11 protein-coding genes are annotated in these 13,171 nt (G+C 43.0%); 10 read left to right on the plus strand and 1 reads right to left on the minus strand.

Going from position 1 to position 13,171, the window contains the following annotated elements; all coding sequences use genetic code 11:
* The first annotated feature begins 89 nt into the window (after positions 1-89).
* From A3848_RS07320 to A3848_RS07330, 3 genes are read left to right on the plus strand one after another with little or no spacing between them, the layout of a single operon-like run.
* Complete coding sequence (locus A3848_RS07320) at positions 90-1,145, plus strand: DNA cytosine methyltransferase (RefSeq protein ID WP_143192356.1); 1,056 nt, start codon at positions 90-92, stop codon at positions 1,143-1,145.
* Positions 1,145-2,194, plus strand: a complete 1,050-nt coding sequence (locus A3848_RS07325; RefSeq protein ID WP_074084301.1) for a DUF262 domain-containing protein — start codon at positions 1,145-1,147, stop codon at positions 2,192-2,194. Before A3848_RS07320 ends, A3848_RS07325 begins: the two co-directional genes overlap by 1 nt.
* Complete coding sequence (locus A3848_RS07330; RefSeq protein WP_074084302.1) at positions 2,191-2,859, plus strand: MAE_28990/MAE_18760 family HEPN-like nuclease; 669 nt, start codon at positions 2,191-2,193, stop codon at positions 2,857-2,859. The genes A3848_RS07325 and A3848_RS07330 overlap by 4 nt, the downstream gene beginning before the upstream one ends.
* Before the next feature lie 466 nt (positions 2,860-3,325).
* Here A3848_RS07330 and A3848_RS07335 read toward each other — a convergent pair whose 3' ends face one another.
* Complete coding sequence (locus A3848_RS07335) at positions 3,326-3,592, minus strand: helix-turn-helix domain-containing protein (RefSeq protein WP_074084303.1); 267 nt, start codon at positions 3,590-3,592, stop codon at positions 3,326-3,328.
* A gap of 151 nt (positions 3,593-3,743) precedes the next feature.
* On the opposite strand from A3848_RS07335, the gene A3848_RS07340 reads away from it, so the two are divergent.
* From A3848_RS07340 to A3848_RS07370, 7 genes are all read left to right on the plus strand, one after another.
* Positions 3,744-4,241: a hypothetical protein gene (locus tag A3848_RS07340; RefSeq protein ID WP_074084304.1), complete on the plus strand. Its 498-nt coding sequence runs from the start codon at positions 3,744-3,746 to the stop codon at positions 4,239-4,241.
* Between the two features lie 142 nt (positions 4,242-4,383).
* Positions 4,384-5,070, plus strand: a complete 687-nt coding sequence (locus tag A3848_RS07345) for a nuclease-related domain-containing protein (protein WP_074084305.1) — start codon at positions 4,384-4,386, stop codon at positions 5,068-5,070.
* A gap of 5 nt (positions 5,071-5,075) precedes the next feature.
* The gene (locus A3848_RS07350; protein WP_074084306.1) at positions 5,076-5,399 is read left to right on the plus strand and encodes a nucleoside triphosphate pyrophosphohydrolase; all 324 of its coding nucleotides are present in this window, start codon (positions 5,076-5,078) and stop codon (positions 5,397-5,399) included.
* A 489-nt stretch (positions 5,400-5,888) separates the two neighbouring features.
* Positions 5,889-7,697: an MrcB family domain-containing protein gene (locus A3848_RS07355; protein ID WP_256702202.1), complete on the plus strand. Its 1,809-nt coding sequence runs from the start codon at positions 5,889-5,891 to the stop codon at positions 7,695-7,697.
* Positions 7,669-10,083, plus strand: coding sequence for a restriction endonuclease-like protein (locus A3848_RS07360; RefSeq protein WP_074084308.1), 2,415 nt, complete (start codon positions 7,669-7,671; stop codon positions 10,081-10,083). The genes A3848_RS07355 and A3848_RS07360 overlap by 29 nt, the downstream gene beginning before the upstream one ends.
* 146 nt (positions 10,084-10,229) lie before the next feature.
* Positions 10,230-11,771, plus strand: a complete 1,542-nt coding sequence (locus A3848_RS07365; protein WP_178381928.1) for an RCC1 domain-containing protein — start codon at positions 10,230-10,232, stop codon at positions 11,769-11,771.
* A 213-nt stretch (positions 11,772-11,984) separates the two neighbouring features.
* Positions 11,985-13,151, plus strand: coding sequence for a cobalamin-independent methionine synthase II family protein (locus A3848_RS07370; RefSeq protein WP_074084310.1), 1,167 nt, complete (start codon positions 11,985-11,987; stop codon positions 13,149-13,151).
* Positions 13,152-13,171: the final 20 nt, after the last annotated feature.

Below are 13,171 nucleotides of genomic sequence, written 5' to 3' on the forward strand. Positions count from 1 at the left end.
ACTAAAATCTCATGTACATTTTAAAATTACTTTTATCCATTTTGGATAAGGAGAAAAGTTACAAAAATTAGAGGATAAAGATAAGGTGAATGAAAATGCCAAATGCAGCGGTGATTGATTTGTTTTGTGGTGTAGGTGGGTTAACTCATGGTCTGGAGTTATCTGGCTTAAATGTGGTTGCTGGTTTTGATATTGAAGAGTCATGTAGATTTGCATATGAAAAGAACAATAGTGCACTTTTTATAAATGAAGATATTAATACTTTAACAGGGGCAGACATTAATAGACTTTACCCCACAGAAAGCTTGCGTATTTTAGTTGGTTGTGCTCCATGCCAACCTTTTTCTAAATATACAAAAAGATATAGAAAAGAAGGGCCTGTGGATGATAAGTGGAAGTTATTGTATTCATTTGCGAGAATAATTAAAGAAGCACGCCCAGAGATTGTTTCAATGGAGAATGTGCCAGAACTATCCCGTGAAGAAGTGTTTGTTGATTTTATTAATATTTTGGAAAAATTAAATTATAAGGTATCTTGGGGAATAGTTAATGCAACCAACTATGGAGTACCTCAATACCGAAAAAGACTAGTTTTACTTGCATCAAATCTTGCAAAGATTGATCTTATTCCGCCAACACATGATGAAACTAATTTTGTCACTGTAAGAGAGGCTTTAAGTGGGTTACCTACTCTTACTGATGGAGAAATTGATCCTAATGATGTTACACATCAAGCCAGCAGTCTTTCATCACTTAATCGCCAGCGTATTCGTCAATCAATGCCTGGAGGAACTTGGCGTGATTGGGATGAGTCGCTACAATTAGAATGCCATAAGAAGAAAACAGGAAGAAGTTATCCTTCTGTATATGGAAGAATGTCGTGGGATTTACCGTCACCGACGATAACCACACAATTTTATGGGTTAGGGAATGGACGCTTCGGTCACCCTGAGCAGCATCGTGCACTATCATTAAGAGAAGGGGCGATTCTCCAATCTTTCCCAGGAAAATATCAATTCATTGCTCCTGAGAAACCGTTTAATAAAAGAATTTTAGGTACACATATTGGAAATGCTGTTCCGGTGGAGTTAGGCAGAGCTATAGGAATAAGTATAATTAAACATTTAAAGGAGGTTAAAGCTTAATGAACAAGAAAAGAAAATCTAAAGTTACACTCGAACAAAAACACAGTGCAGATATACAGATAAAGGAAATACAAAAACAAATTGATTATGATACCAAAGACTACACAATTGAATTTTTAGTCGAAAAGTTTAAAAAGGGGGATTTTTTCATTCCTGAATATCAACGTGATTTTATTTGGAAAGATGCAAATAGAGCACTATTTATTGAATCAGTCTTATTAGGATTACCAATCCCATTTATGTTTTTTGGTAATTGCGATGATGGTAAAATTGAAATTATTGATGGAGCACAGAGAATACAAACAATGAATTCTTTTTTGGCAGATGGATTTAGACTTATTGGGTTGAAAAAGTTAGATCAATTAAACAAATTTTTCTTTTCGGATTTGTCAGATACCCAACAACGAAAATTCAAGGAGAAGACATTAAGAATTATTACACTTGAAGAAAATACACCAGATGAGATAAGGCAAGATCTTTTTAATCGTATAAATACAACTGGTATAAAAGCAAACCCATCTGAAATTAGAAGAGGCTCTTTCCCTGGAAAACTCACTTCATTCATAGAGGAATGTTGTAAAAATGAACTCTTTATTAAGCTATGCCCGATACCAGAAAAGGGAGAACGACGTCATGAACGTTTTGAATTAGTCATACGCTTTTTTGCATATTCAAACAATTATTTATCATTTGTCCATAGTGTTAACACATTCTTAGATGAATTTCTTGTTTCCAATATGGAAACATTTGACGAGGAATTATACTATAAGGAATTTGTGTCAATGTTAGAGTTTGTAGAAAAATACTTCCCTAACGGGTTTGCAAAGATAAATAATGCAACAGCTACACCAAGAGTGCGATTTGAGGCTATATCGGTTGGGGTATGTTTAGCCTTGAGAGAACAACCAGATTTGACTGTTGAAAATGTATTGTGGATTGAATCCGATGATTTCAAACAATGTACAACTTCAGATGCAAGTAATAACCAAGCGAAGCTACGTGGGCGAATTGAGTATGTCAGAGATCAATTGTTGCAGAGGACTCCATGAATAACACAAAAGAGATTTTTTCAGATAGAATTGAGGAGTTAGAATTATATTATTCAATAATGCTTGATTTAGACAATCAAAGTCCCACAATAAAAACTATTAATAATTCCAGGTTTTTTAAGATACTTAAATCTAATTTCATTTTAATGTTATATAATTTGGTGGAGTCTTGCACTATTAGTGGAATTATGGAGATCTACGAACAGGTAAAAAATGATAACTGCACATATCAAAGTGTTATTGATGAAATTAAGGATATTTGGGTCGACTCACAAATTTCTAAAATATATGGACCGACTACTACTCAAAGCGCATACGAAAAAAAAATGAAAAGTATAATTGAAAGCATAACTAACAATAGCGTGATTCAGTTGGATAGAAACTCTTTTAAACTATCAGGAAATCTTGATGCTAAGAGGATTAAGTTTTTTTGTGACAAACATCGTATAAGATATGTTGCAAGTGATGATAAAGCTGCTCTTCAAACGGTGAAGGAAAAGAGAAATAGTCTTGCTCATGGAGATGTTTCTTTTAGCGAGTGTGCTAGGGATCTTACTTTGAACGATTTATATGAAATTAAAATTGCAGTTGTTGATTTTATTCAGGGTATTCTGAAAGGTATGCAAGAATACTATTCAAATAAAGAATATAGAATGTTGAGTTGAGATTAATATCTTGGTAAAAGGCAAACTTCATTCGTAGATGCTCCTGCAAAAAGTGCCTCTGCAAAAAAATATTATAAAAATATCTTTTTTTATAATAACTCTTCCTCCCAGCATTAAGTAGGAGGTGTTCTCAATCGCGCGCCAAGCCCAACTAGGAAAGGTGCTCCCTTTCTGGGGGGAGGCGTTTCTGATCCATCTACCTATCCTACTCACTTGCGGTATTGCGGTATTGCGGTATAGCCTTATGAGCTGATTTAGATTGTTCAGTTCTTATTTTAATGTTGTTGTCGAACTGTAAAGTCATATTTATAAGTAATTTGTCTAAGCAAAGGGTACTAAGCAATAATGCAATGAACTACATTTTGGAATTTATGAAAAGAAATTCAGCTCCCAAATTCTAAGCATCATGTAAAGACGTTAGGATCACATCTGGAGGCTAGACCTTGTTGCCTATATCGTCCAATTATTAAACTCTTCCAGCGCCTAAGTCATCTTTTTCCAACAACTCCCCAACAGAAACCTCCAACGCCTTCGCAATAGCCACCACCTCATAATCCTGCACAAGCCTATATTGACCTTCCAACCGCGACAAACTGGTTGGGCTGATGTCCAAACCGAAGGTTTGTAATTTGGCGAGGAAATCCTTTTGCTTCATTCGCTTAGCTTTTCGAATAGCTACAACTCGAGTTCCTATGATGTTTTTGTCACCTGGGGGCTCTTTACGATGTCTCATTTCCGTGTCACCTCACAATTTAACAAAATTGTATGCGAGGCAAGTATTGTTTTAATGCGAATATCGAATTAAAATAAAATAAACCGATAAACGCACTAAAACCTCTGTACATCGTCTACAGACTTAGCTTTGCCAGAAAGGTGAGGATGCAATGCACAATCTGACGCATAAATATGAGGAAGAGAAACGCAAGCTGAATGAACTCGGGCAGCGATTAATGGAGCAAGGAATTCCTTTGAGCACCAATGAGGCACTTCAGGCTCAGAGTCGTAGAGTGGATGAACTTATTAATCAGATGTATCAAGAAAAGGACGGTTATTCAGAGGCTTTGCGTTTAAACTTCTGTCTTGGGGGAGATGTGGTGAGCTTTCCAGCGTGGTTTATACAAACAATTCAAGGTCGATTGAATGAGGTGACTGCACAAATAGAATATCAATCGGAGCCTAGACAAGCTTTTGAAGAAGAGAGCGATGCTTTTCAGGCGTTATTTGACTCCATTGGTATTGCTCGTATGCCGGAGTTTGAGGATTGGGAGAATAAACTTCAATTGAAACAGGCCGTTCTTTATGAACGCTTATATCTTCAGGGACTTAAGGATGGAATGCAGCTTGCACATGCCTTTACTGCTCCTTCTGTTCTCTCGGAATAAAACACAATAAAAAACATAAGCATACTTATATTTGGGCTGTCCATGCGACAGTCTTTTCTTATGTGCATTTTTGGAAGGGAATCCTTCCCATATTGTCGAATAACCATACATATTGTAAATCTAGATGATATGAGGTTTAGCTATGTTTAAAGCACTAATGTCTCTCTTCAAGAAATCCGATCCTAAGCCGCCACAAGCTGTACATAAGGTGCAGGCTCCAAAATCGAAGCCAAAAGTTGCTCCCACGCGAATTGGAGAGTTAGGCGAACATAAAATCAATATTCAACTTGACCAGCTACCTAAGGAATGTAGATCTTTAAGCGATCTGCTGCTTCCTAATTCCAAGTCTAGAACAGGTTACGCCCAGATTGATCATGTTGTTATTTCCCCGTATTGCGTATTTGTCATCGAGACGAAAAACTACAATGGGGAAATTAAAGGTGGACGGACGGATCAGCAATGGTCAGTGAGTAACCGTTACAAGATGTACAATCCGCTGAAACAGAACTATGGACATATCAAGGCCATCGAGAGTCTGTTAAAAAATGTGGCCACGGTGAAATACATCTCTATGATTTCATTCACGATGAGATGTAGGTTCAGTATTGACCCGGAGCTTCGGAAGATCCACTCGGACGAACTGATTGTCTATGATGTGGAATTAAGTGAGTTTATCACTAGGAAGATGCTCAGTTTGAGAACGGCAGCACCTGAAACTTCTATTTCTGCAGCACAGGTCCAAACCATATACAATCATTTGGTTCAGACTAATATTAACGATGCCGAGATTCGTAGGCGTCATGTGGATAAAATCAAGAACAGGAGCTGATTTTAATGCCGATCTACAACAAACTTGTTCGTGACAAAATCCCGAATATTATCCGAAGCTCGGGTAAGGACTGCAATTGTATAACTTTAGAGTATGAATTTTATATTTCTGAACTAAAACGTAAGCTTCGTGAAGAGGTAGAAGAGTATACCCAGGCTGCTGATGATTCAGAGGCAGTGGAAGAGCTGGCCGATATTCTTGAGGTGGTCCATGCTCTTGCTCAAATACATAAGATCCTACCGGAGGATTTAGAGAAGGTGCGCGCAAAGAAAGTTGAGGAACGCGGAGGCTTTAAAGATCGTAATTTTCTAATTGAAGTAACGGAGTAATCGTTCTCACTTGAAATCAAACGCGCCTATTGGGGGATCAACATGACATTATCGGAATCCATTACTCAAATTTTCAAGAAAAAACAAAAATCATACAAGATGGTGCTCATCTTATCTTTAATTGAAGAGCTGAAGATTACCGATCAAGAGAGAGTTTCTTTTGATAAAGTGAAGAACCGATTTCTTAGTTACTATACCCAGCAACAAGATCTTGGGCATAGAGTAGATGAGACACCTACTCGCTATCACGCCCGATGGAGTGGGATAACGAAAGGGCAGCTGAATTCTATTTTAACGACACCTGTTAAGGTTCTTTCAGAGGTTATATTTGTAGATACAGAAGATAATTCAATTGGTTTTTATCCTGAGGTAAAGAATCAACTCGGGGAGGATGGCCTACGCCAGTTGGAGAAACTAGCAAAAGAAGAGCTTCATAAATATAATACTGCAATGCAACAATTCTCTCTAAAAAATCACCTGGATAATATAATGGCTCAGTATGTTCAGGCCAAAAGAGAACCCTTTAAAGATCATTCATTGGGCACTTTATTGAGAAAGACGATTCCTGCTGAATTAAGGGCTTTGCCTTTCCTGAATGAGGAGCACTATAAGATTCAAGGCTCCATTGGACAGGGGAAATGGGCTGATGTGCCTTGGTTTTCTATATTAGATAAACGCATTACTAGAACCACTCAAAGCGGTGAATATGTCGTCTATCTTTTTGCCGAAAATATGAGTGCCGTGTATCTAACACTTGCCCAAGGAGTAACAACTGCACCGAAGGAGAAGGGGAGCAAGGATAAGTATGCCTATCTACGCAATAAAACCCAAGAAATTCGTGAGCTCATTCCTCTCGTAGATATGAACAAGGATGAAAACATTCAGCTCCTGGGCCACGGCCGAGGGAATGATTATCAGGCATCTACTGTTGCTTATATAAAGTATGAACGTGGCAAAGTGCCGTCAGATGAGAAATTGGTACAGGATTTACAGAACGTAATGGAAGATTATCGAATCTATGTTGAAGAGCACATACTTAACGAAACGGCAAGCACTCTGGAGGTAGAGCCAGTGATGGAGTATATAGAATCGTTACCTGAGCCAATTGACGATGCCCAAATCCCCTCATTCCTCCACCAAATCCAATCCCACATCCGCCGCCAAGGATTCTTTTTCCCTGAACACCTTATCGAAAATTTCTACCTCTCGCTGAAGGCTAAGCCTTTTGTCATTCTGGCGGGTATCTCGGGCACAGGGAAGACTCGGCTAGTGAAGTTGTTTGCGGAGGCGCTTGGGGCAACACGGGTTAACGGCCAGTTCACCTTGATCCCGGTGCGGCCGGATTGGAGTGATCCTGCGGATCTGCTGGGGTATAAGGATCTTTCGGGGAGGTTCCAACCGGGTCCGATTACGAAGGTGTTCGTGGAGGCGCGGAAGCTGGAGAATCAGCATAAGCCTTATTTTATCTGCCTGGATGAGATGAATTTGGCACGGGTGGAGCATTATTTCAGTGATCTGTTAAGTGTGCTGGAAACACAGGAGTGGCGGGAGGGAAGGATTACGACGCAGGACCTTATCGCTCCAACCTTGCTCGGCACACCTGAGGATCAAGAGGAGTATGGCGGTCTTGGCATCCCGGAGAATGTGTTCTTGATCGGGACGGTGAATATGGACGAGACCACACATCCTTTTAGCAAAAAAGTACTCGACCGCGCAAGCACCTTAGAGTTCAATTACATCAATCTGCAGCAGTATCCGGATTTGAGTGAGCTGGTAGAGGCTAATGAGGGCCCTGATGCTGCCGAACTGAATCATCTTTTCCTGCGCTCCGATTACTTGCAGCTAGTGGATGCCTATGATGTCAACAAAGAGCTCGTGATCCGGACGACAGAGAGATTGCTTAAGATCAATGCCTTGCTAGAGGATATTCATGCTAATGTGGGCTTTCGGGTGCGGGATGCGATTTGCTTCTATATGATTTATAACGATCGGTACAAGCTGATGAGTGAAGAAGAAGCTTTTGACTGGCAGCTGCTGCAAAAGATACTGCCACGCATCCAAGGGAGCCATTCCTCGGTTCGTCGAGTCCTGTTGAACTTGATCAAGGGTGCTATTGGTAGTGGTTCTGGTGTGACGGTTAATATGGATGATCTCATGGAGGATGCTACTCCGCTCTATATGAAATGGGCTGCTGGCCAAACTCCGCCTACGGCCAAACATCCGCAAAGTGCTCGTAAATTGGCTTTTATGCTCAGGAGGCTGGAGGAAGATGGATTCACCTCATTCTGGCTCTCTTAATGGGACGGCCGAGTTGCTGCGTGTAGAAACGGAGCTTTTTACGCTTTTTCTCCAAGGAAGGCCTTATCATCCTACGGTACAGACATTGCAGCTTCATCGTTCCTCTAGTCAGGAGTGGGTGAATGCGCAGCTTGGGCTGAATTGCTCCGAACGGCTGGGTAATGTGCAGATTAAAGTCTTTTCACCTGAGAGGGGCAGGATGGTGGAGTGGCAGCCGGGGGCGACTGTTTTCCCTTGCTTTTATGAGACACAATCGTATGAACTAGTTATCCAGAACAAGAGCTCGGAGAGCCTTTCCTTTTACCATGAAAATGTACTTCTGCGGCAGGCGGTTAAGCCTCTAGGGGACTCTATTCTTGCGGGTGTTCTGAACTTCGGGAATGAGGTTGGGCTGACGGAGTGGGAGGTCCGAAGTAAGGGACAGACTGTACTGCGGGTAGAGATGGAGATTTTCCCCTCGAAGATGGATTACAAGCTGGATTACCAGAATATCCTCAATGAAGTGAACGCGCAGATTTATAATTTGGCGTTTGATTTCCTGCGCCGAACCTACCAACTCACAGGCCTGCGGGAGACGCAGCATCAGAGCCTGACGGAGTTCTTCACCATACTACAGCATGTCTTTAGACAGCTCTTGGATGCGGTCGAGCGGATTAACAAGAATCCCAATTACGCACTGCTCCAGGATCAGAGGCTGATGGATGCCAATCGGGTCAAAAGGGCAGGAAGAGAGAACATCCGCGAGCTCGTGAAGCATCCTGAACGGTTGAGAGAAGATCCAAGACATGGCTTCATAACCATCGGCAATCGGAACTACACAGCCACACATTTAATAGAGACACGTAAACGGCTCGCCTATGATACGAATGAGAACCGGTTCATCCGCTGGATGCTGGAACGTATTCATGGGAAGCTGAAGGAGCTCAAGGGTCGCTGGAAGCTGAATAACCGAACCCCAGATCCATTACTGATCAAAAGGTTAGATGCCATGCTCACCCAGCTGGAACGACTGCTCAAGATGGATTTTTTGCGTGAAGCAGGAGTGCTTAAGCAGATGTCTGTTACGCTTGTTCTGCAGATGGCCCCTGGATACCGTGAGGTCTATCGCTGCTATCTGATGCTGCTGAAAGGTCTGTCTATCCAAGGCGACCTGTTCCGCTTATCGATGAAGGATGTTGCTCAGCTCTATGAGTATTGGTGCTTCCTCAAGCTGAATCAGCTCCTGGGGCAGAAGTATAAGTTGGTGAAGCAGGACATTATCAAGGTGAATCGGAACGGCATCTTTGTTACGCTAGATCGCTCGCAGAGCGCTAAGATGGTCTACGAGAATCCAGTCAACGGGGAGCAGTTCATCTTGTACTATAATACAATTCCCGGCTCGGATAAGGCCCCGACGCTCAGTCAAAGGCCGGATAATGTACTGACGCTGAAGAAGAAGGATGCGGGCAGAGTCAAAGAGTATAAGTATGTTTTTGATGCCAAATACCGCTTAAATCCGGCCTACGAGGGTACTTCCTATCATGAGAAATATAGACAGCCTGGACCTGAGGAGGATGACATCAACACGATGCACCGGTATCGGGACGCGATTGTGTATCAGGAAAAAGGCTCTGGAGAATATGAGCGAAGTATGTTTGGCGCGTATGTGTTGTTTCCGTATCCAGATGAGGAGCGGTACAAGGCACACCATTTTTACAAAAGCATTGAGCTATTGAATATTGGCGCCTTGCCGTTCCTGCCGAATTCCACAAGCCTCGTAGAGCAATTCTTGGATGAGATTATCCAGGACAGTCCGGAAAAAGCTTACGAACGCTCCACACGTCCACGGGGGACGAGGGAATACTATGCCAATCAGCTTGCGGGCAAAAATGTGCTGGTCGGTTCGGTTAAAGGCCCTGAACAAGTTGAGGTGGCGCGGCGGCATTCTTTTTACCATGTGCCTTTGAGGAACCTTGCGGATGTTAAGATACTCACTCAAATCGAATACGTGGCAATGTGCCAATCCAGAAAAAAGTTCAATGATCCTGCAAAAACGGGGATTCACTGGGTAGGGAAAGTAGCGGATTGGAAGGTGCTGCGGCGTAAGGAGATCCAGGAAGTCCCTTGTCGCCCGGGTACAGAAGAAGAGCTGTATGTTCGGTTTGCGGTTGAGGAATGGAAGCGGTTGGCTGCTCCTATCGTACTTGGAGGACAAGGAATCTATACCGTGCTCTATACCAGCAAGTACATCCTGGACCGGGCTTTGGAGATTGCAGAGCTTCGTTTAGAGACGGAGGAAGATATTCGCGAATGGCGGGAGAAGCGCCGCAAGGGTAGAGTGCAGGTGAAGCTGGATCATGAGCAGTATGTGGATCTGGGGAAGGTTGTGGAGGTAAGGAATATGTGATTTCAGGGGAAAAGAGATAGTTTTGTTCAAATGATGTCGTCAATGCGATATATTTATCAATGTAACATTTAAATTCATGGAAGAAGGAAGGAATCATTTTGCAGATCAGAAAGATGTTGGGTGCACTCCTCGTTCTGACGTTGATAATGTCTTCGTTAACGCTTGGTCAGGCACCTGTAACGCATGCTGAGGAAAGGCCTTTCGTGGACTACCGGTACACGCCAAATCCGGATGGCACCATTTTCATTGAGGGGGTTGCTGATAATTCCAAAAACGCGACGGTCCGTTTGAAAGTCAGTACACGAGGTTTCGTAAACATCGGCAAGAATAAGGAATCTAAAAGTGTTACATTGTTCGAACAGGTTGTATCCACGAATACCAACGGTTATTTCAGTGTCACGACGACACCGATCGATGCGGCGCAGGTTCAAGAGAGCGCGATTACGATTTCCGTTTACAATGAGCAAGGCAGGGAATCAAGCATTTCGCCTAAATATCCGTTGGATGTACCGAACATAGATATGAGCGTCTACTACGAAGACCCTGACATTCCTAAAGAAGGACCCTATGATAAATTTAAGGATGGATACATTCCGCCAATGAAAAATATTGATTATTCCTTATACGGCGTGGGGAAGGGTGCTCCAGTTATATTCGAAGCTGAGCTGATCAAGCAAGTGACGAATCCGGTATCAGTGGCAGCAAGCGATACTCACGTTATTGCTTTGACGGCCGATGGAAGCTTGTATGGTTGGGGAAACAATTTACATAATGAAATTAATAATAGCAGCTACCCGGTACTTCCGGTAACTAAGATTGGTATGCTGTCCAATGTAAGGCAGGTGGAAGCAGGCGAACGATTCTCGCTCTATTTGACCAAGCAGGGCGAGTTATATGGCTGGGGCGATCTGAACTATTTGGGAGTCAAAACGAAAACGGGAACGCCCCAGAAGATTACACTCGTGCCTGAAGCAATCAGATCGATGAAAGTATATAGTCAAGGCGTTGTGTTGCTGACAAATGAAGGGAATGTGTACCAACTAGGTGGGGCCTACGGTCCTGGAGTGCTACTGCTCAAAAATCATGTTCGAAAACTGCCGATCAGCGATGTAACCGATATTGCCATCGGGGATTTATTACGAGCTTACGCTGTGAAGAAGGACGGAACGGTGTGGTACTGGCAAACAACGATTGTAGATAAGGAAAACACGGTAAGTCAGATCGAGGGATTCAAGAATATAAAGCAGATCGACTCCGCGGGGGATAACAATCCTTACCTGCTTGCTCTGGATAATAAGGGGAACTTGTGGGCATGGGGGAGCAATGGTTCGCGCCAGCTTGGCTTCAATGTCACACAATACATGTCTAAGCCTACCATAATTAATAAAGGTCCGATCCGTATTAAAAAGGACGGGTATTCTTATCCCAATGAAGACCTGGTATACAAAACGATTTCTGCTGGCGATGAGGGTGCCTTGGTTCTAACGGATAAGAACGAGATGCTTTTCATGGGTTATAATGCAGGAACCGTGGCGTTCTCGACAACGAAGGAAGGAAAAAACTCGTACAAAAATGTGACACTGATCGAAACGAGCAATGGTAACATGTACTGGGCATCCAACGGGAAATTGTGGGTAAGCGGTAATAATAACCAGTATGGTCAGTTAGGCTTCGGAGTAAAGCTATAGCTTGAAATTGCTTTAAGCTAAACGGGAGGCGTATAAATACGAATGTTTAACGGTCGAAAGAAACGGCGGCAGAGTTTTTCGGCATTTAATCTGCCCCCCTATACCTTTTCCCTATAACCAGATATCACTTTTAAGTGTTACTTAGTGGATAACCCTCCATGCTAGAATCAATGCATTAGAGTAAGAGATGTATTCGATGGAGGAGGAGTATTCATGTGCAATAGATTTCAAATCGTAGGCAGCCTGCTGCGTCCGGCGGATTTATTAGAATATAAAGGGCAGATCGAACACCGGGATGATATCCGGTATCCTTTTTACCAGGACTTCCAGGGGTATGAGCAGTGTGAGGCTGAGGCGATTCAGGCTGTAGTTGAACAAGAAAGTGAGAATGGCCTGACCATACTTACGGATGGCGAATATTCCAAATCGATGTGGCATCTGGACTTTGTCTGGGGCTTCCAGGGGATTGACCGCTACATTGCGGATCATGGGTATTTCTTCAGAGATACAGATGGAACTTCCAAATATGAGACGAGAAAAGATATTGGTCTGCGCATTACAGGTGAATTGGGTGGAAAGAACCATCATTTCATTCAAGCCTATAAGAAGCTTCAGGCTCTTGCCGGCGACCGGGAGACCAAGCTATGCGTGCCTTCGCCGTCCCATATTTATGGTGAATTATCCTGGTCGGATAACATTGGCGGCACCGAAGCCGTGTATAAGGACAGACATGAGCTGAAAGACGGTTTGGTTAAGGCTTATAAGGATTTTGTAGGGGAATTCGCTGCTGCCGGAGGACGTATTCTGCAATTCGACGATTGCTTGTGGGAGCTGTTCGCCGATGATAACCCGAACTCCCCATATACCGGCGAGAATATTAACCAAGCGGAAGTACAGGCGCTGGCTGCAGCATTTATTGACATTAACAATACCGTCATTGATTACGGTCATAGCTTAGGCCTCCTAATGTGGACACATAACTGCCGGGGCAACTATGATTCCCGTAATATGGGCGGCGGCTCCTATGCCAAGATTGCTAATCTGTTCCTGAAGCAGCTGAAGTACGACCGCTTTTTCCTGGAATGGGATGATGACCGTGCGGGCTCCCTTGAGGCGCTAGCAGTTTTCAAGGATAAGCCGGAGACGGAAATTGTACTTGGGCTATTGTCTTCCAAGACCAGTACGCTTGACGATGAAGCGCGTGTAGTACAAATGCTGGATGAAGCATCGAAAATTATTGATAAGGACCGGTTATTACTGTCTCATCAATGCGGGTTTGCCTCCTGCGATGGCGGTAATGAATTAACGGAAGATGAGCAGTGGGCGAAGATTAGGCAAGGACAACAGATTGCCCGGCAGTATTGGGGTAAGCTGTTGTAATTATCGCATACAAGAGACAC

Origin of the sequence: Paenibacillus sp. P32E, assembly GCF_001909085.1 — a bacterium.
Taxonomy (GTDB): Bacteria; Bacillota; Bacilli; order Paenibacillales; family Paenibacillaceae; genus Paenibacillus_AQ; species Paenibacillus_AQ helianthi.

Bases quoted from the DNA above. Each gene is read 5' to 3' on its own strand.
- A3848_RS07320 (WP_143192356.1), top strand. From the start codon at position 90: ATGAAAATGCCAAATGCAGCGGTGATTGATTTGTTTTGTGGTGTAGGT.
- A3848_RS07325 (WP_074084301.1), top strand. From the start codon at position 1,145: ATGAACAAGAAAAGAAAATCTAAAGTTACACTCGAACAAAAACACAGT.
- A3848_RS07330 (WP_074084302.1), top strand. From the start codon at position 2,191: ATGAATAACACAAAAGAGATTTTTTCAGATAGAATTGAGGAGTTAGAA.
- A3848_RS07335 (WP_074084303.1), bottom strand. From the start codon at position 3,592: ATGAGACATCGTAAAGAGCCCCCAGGTGACAAAAACATCATAGGAACT.
- A3848_RS07340 (WP_074084304.1), top strand. From the start codon at position 3,744: ATGCACAATCTGACGCATAAATATGAGGAAGAGAAACGCAAGCTGAAT.
- A3848_RS07345 (WP_074084305.1), top strand. From the start codon at position 4,384: ATGTTTAAAGCACTAATGTCTCTCTTCAAGAAATCCGATCCTAAGCCG.
- A3848_RS07350 (WP_074084306.1), top strand. From the start codon at position 5,076: ATGCCGATCTACAACAAACTTGTTCGTGACAAAATCCCGAATATTATC.
- A3848_RS07355 (WP_256702202.1), top strand. From the start codon at position 5,889: ATGGCTCAGTATGTTCAGGCCAAAAGAGAACCCTTTAAAGATCATTCA.
- A3848_RS07360 (WP_074084308.1), top strand. From the start codon at position 7,669: ATGGATTCACCTCATTCTGGCTCTCTTAATGGGACGGCCGAGTTGCTG.
- A3848_RS07365 (WP_178381928.1), top strand. From the start codon at position 10,230: ATGTCTTCGTTAACGCTTGGTCAGGCACCTGTAACGCATGCTGAGGAA.
- A3848_RS07370 (WP_074084310.1), top strand. From the start codon at position 11,985: ATGTGCAATAGATTTCAAATCGTAGGCAGCCTGCTGCGTCCGGCGGAT.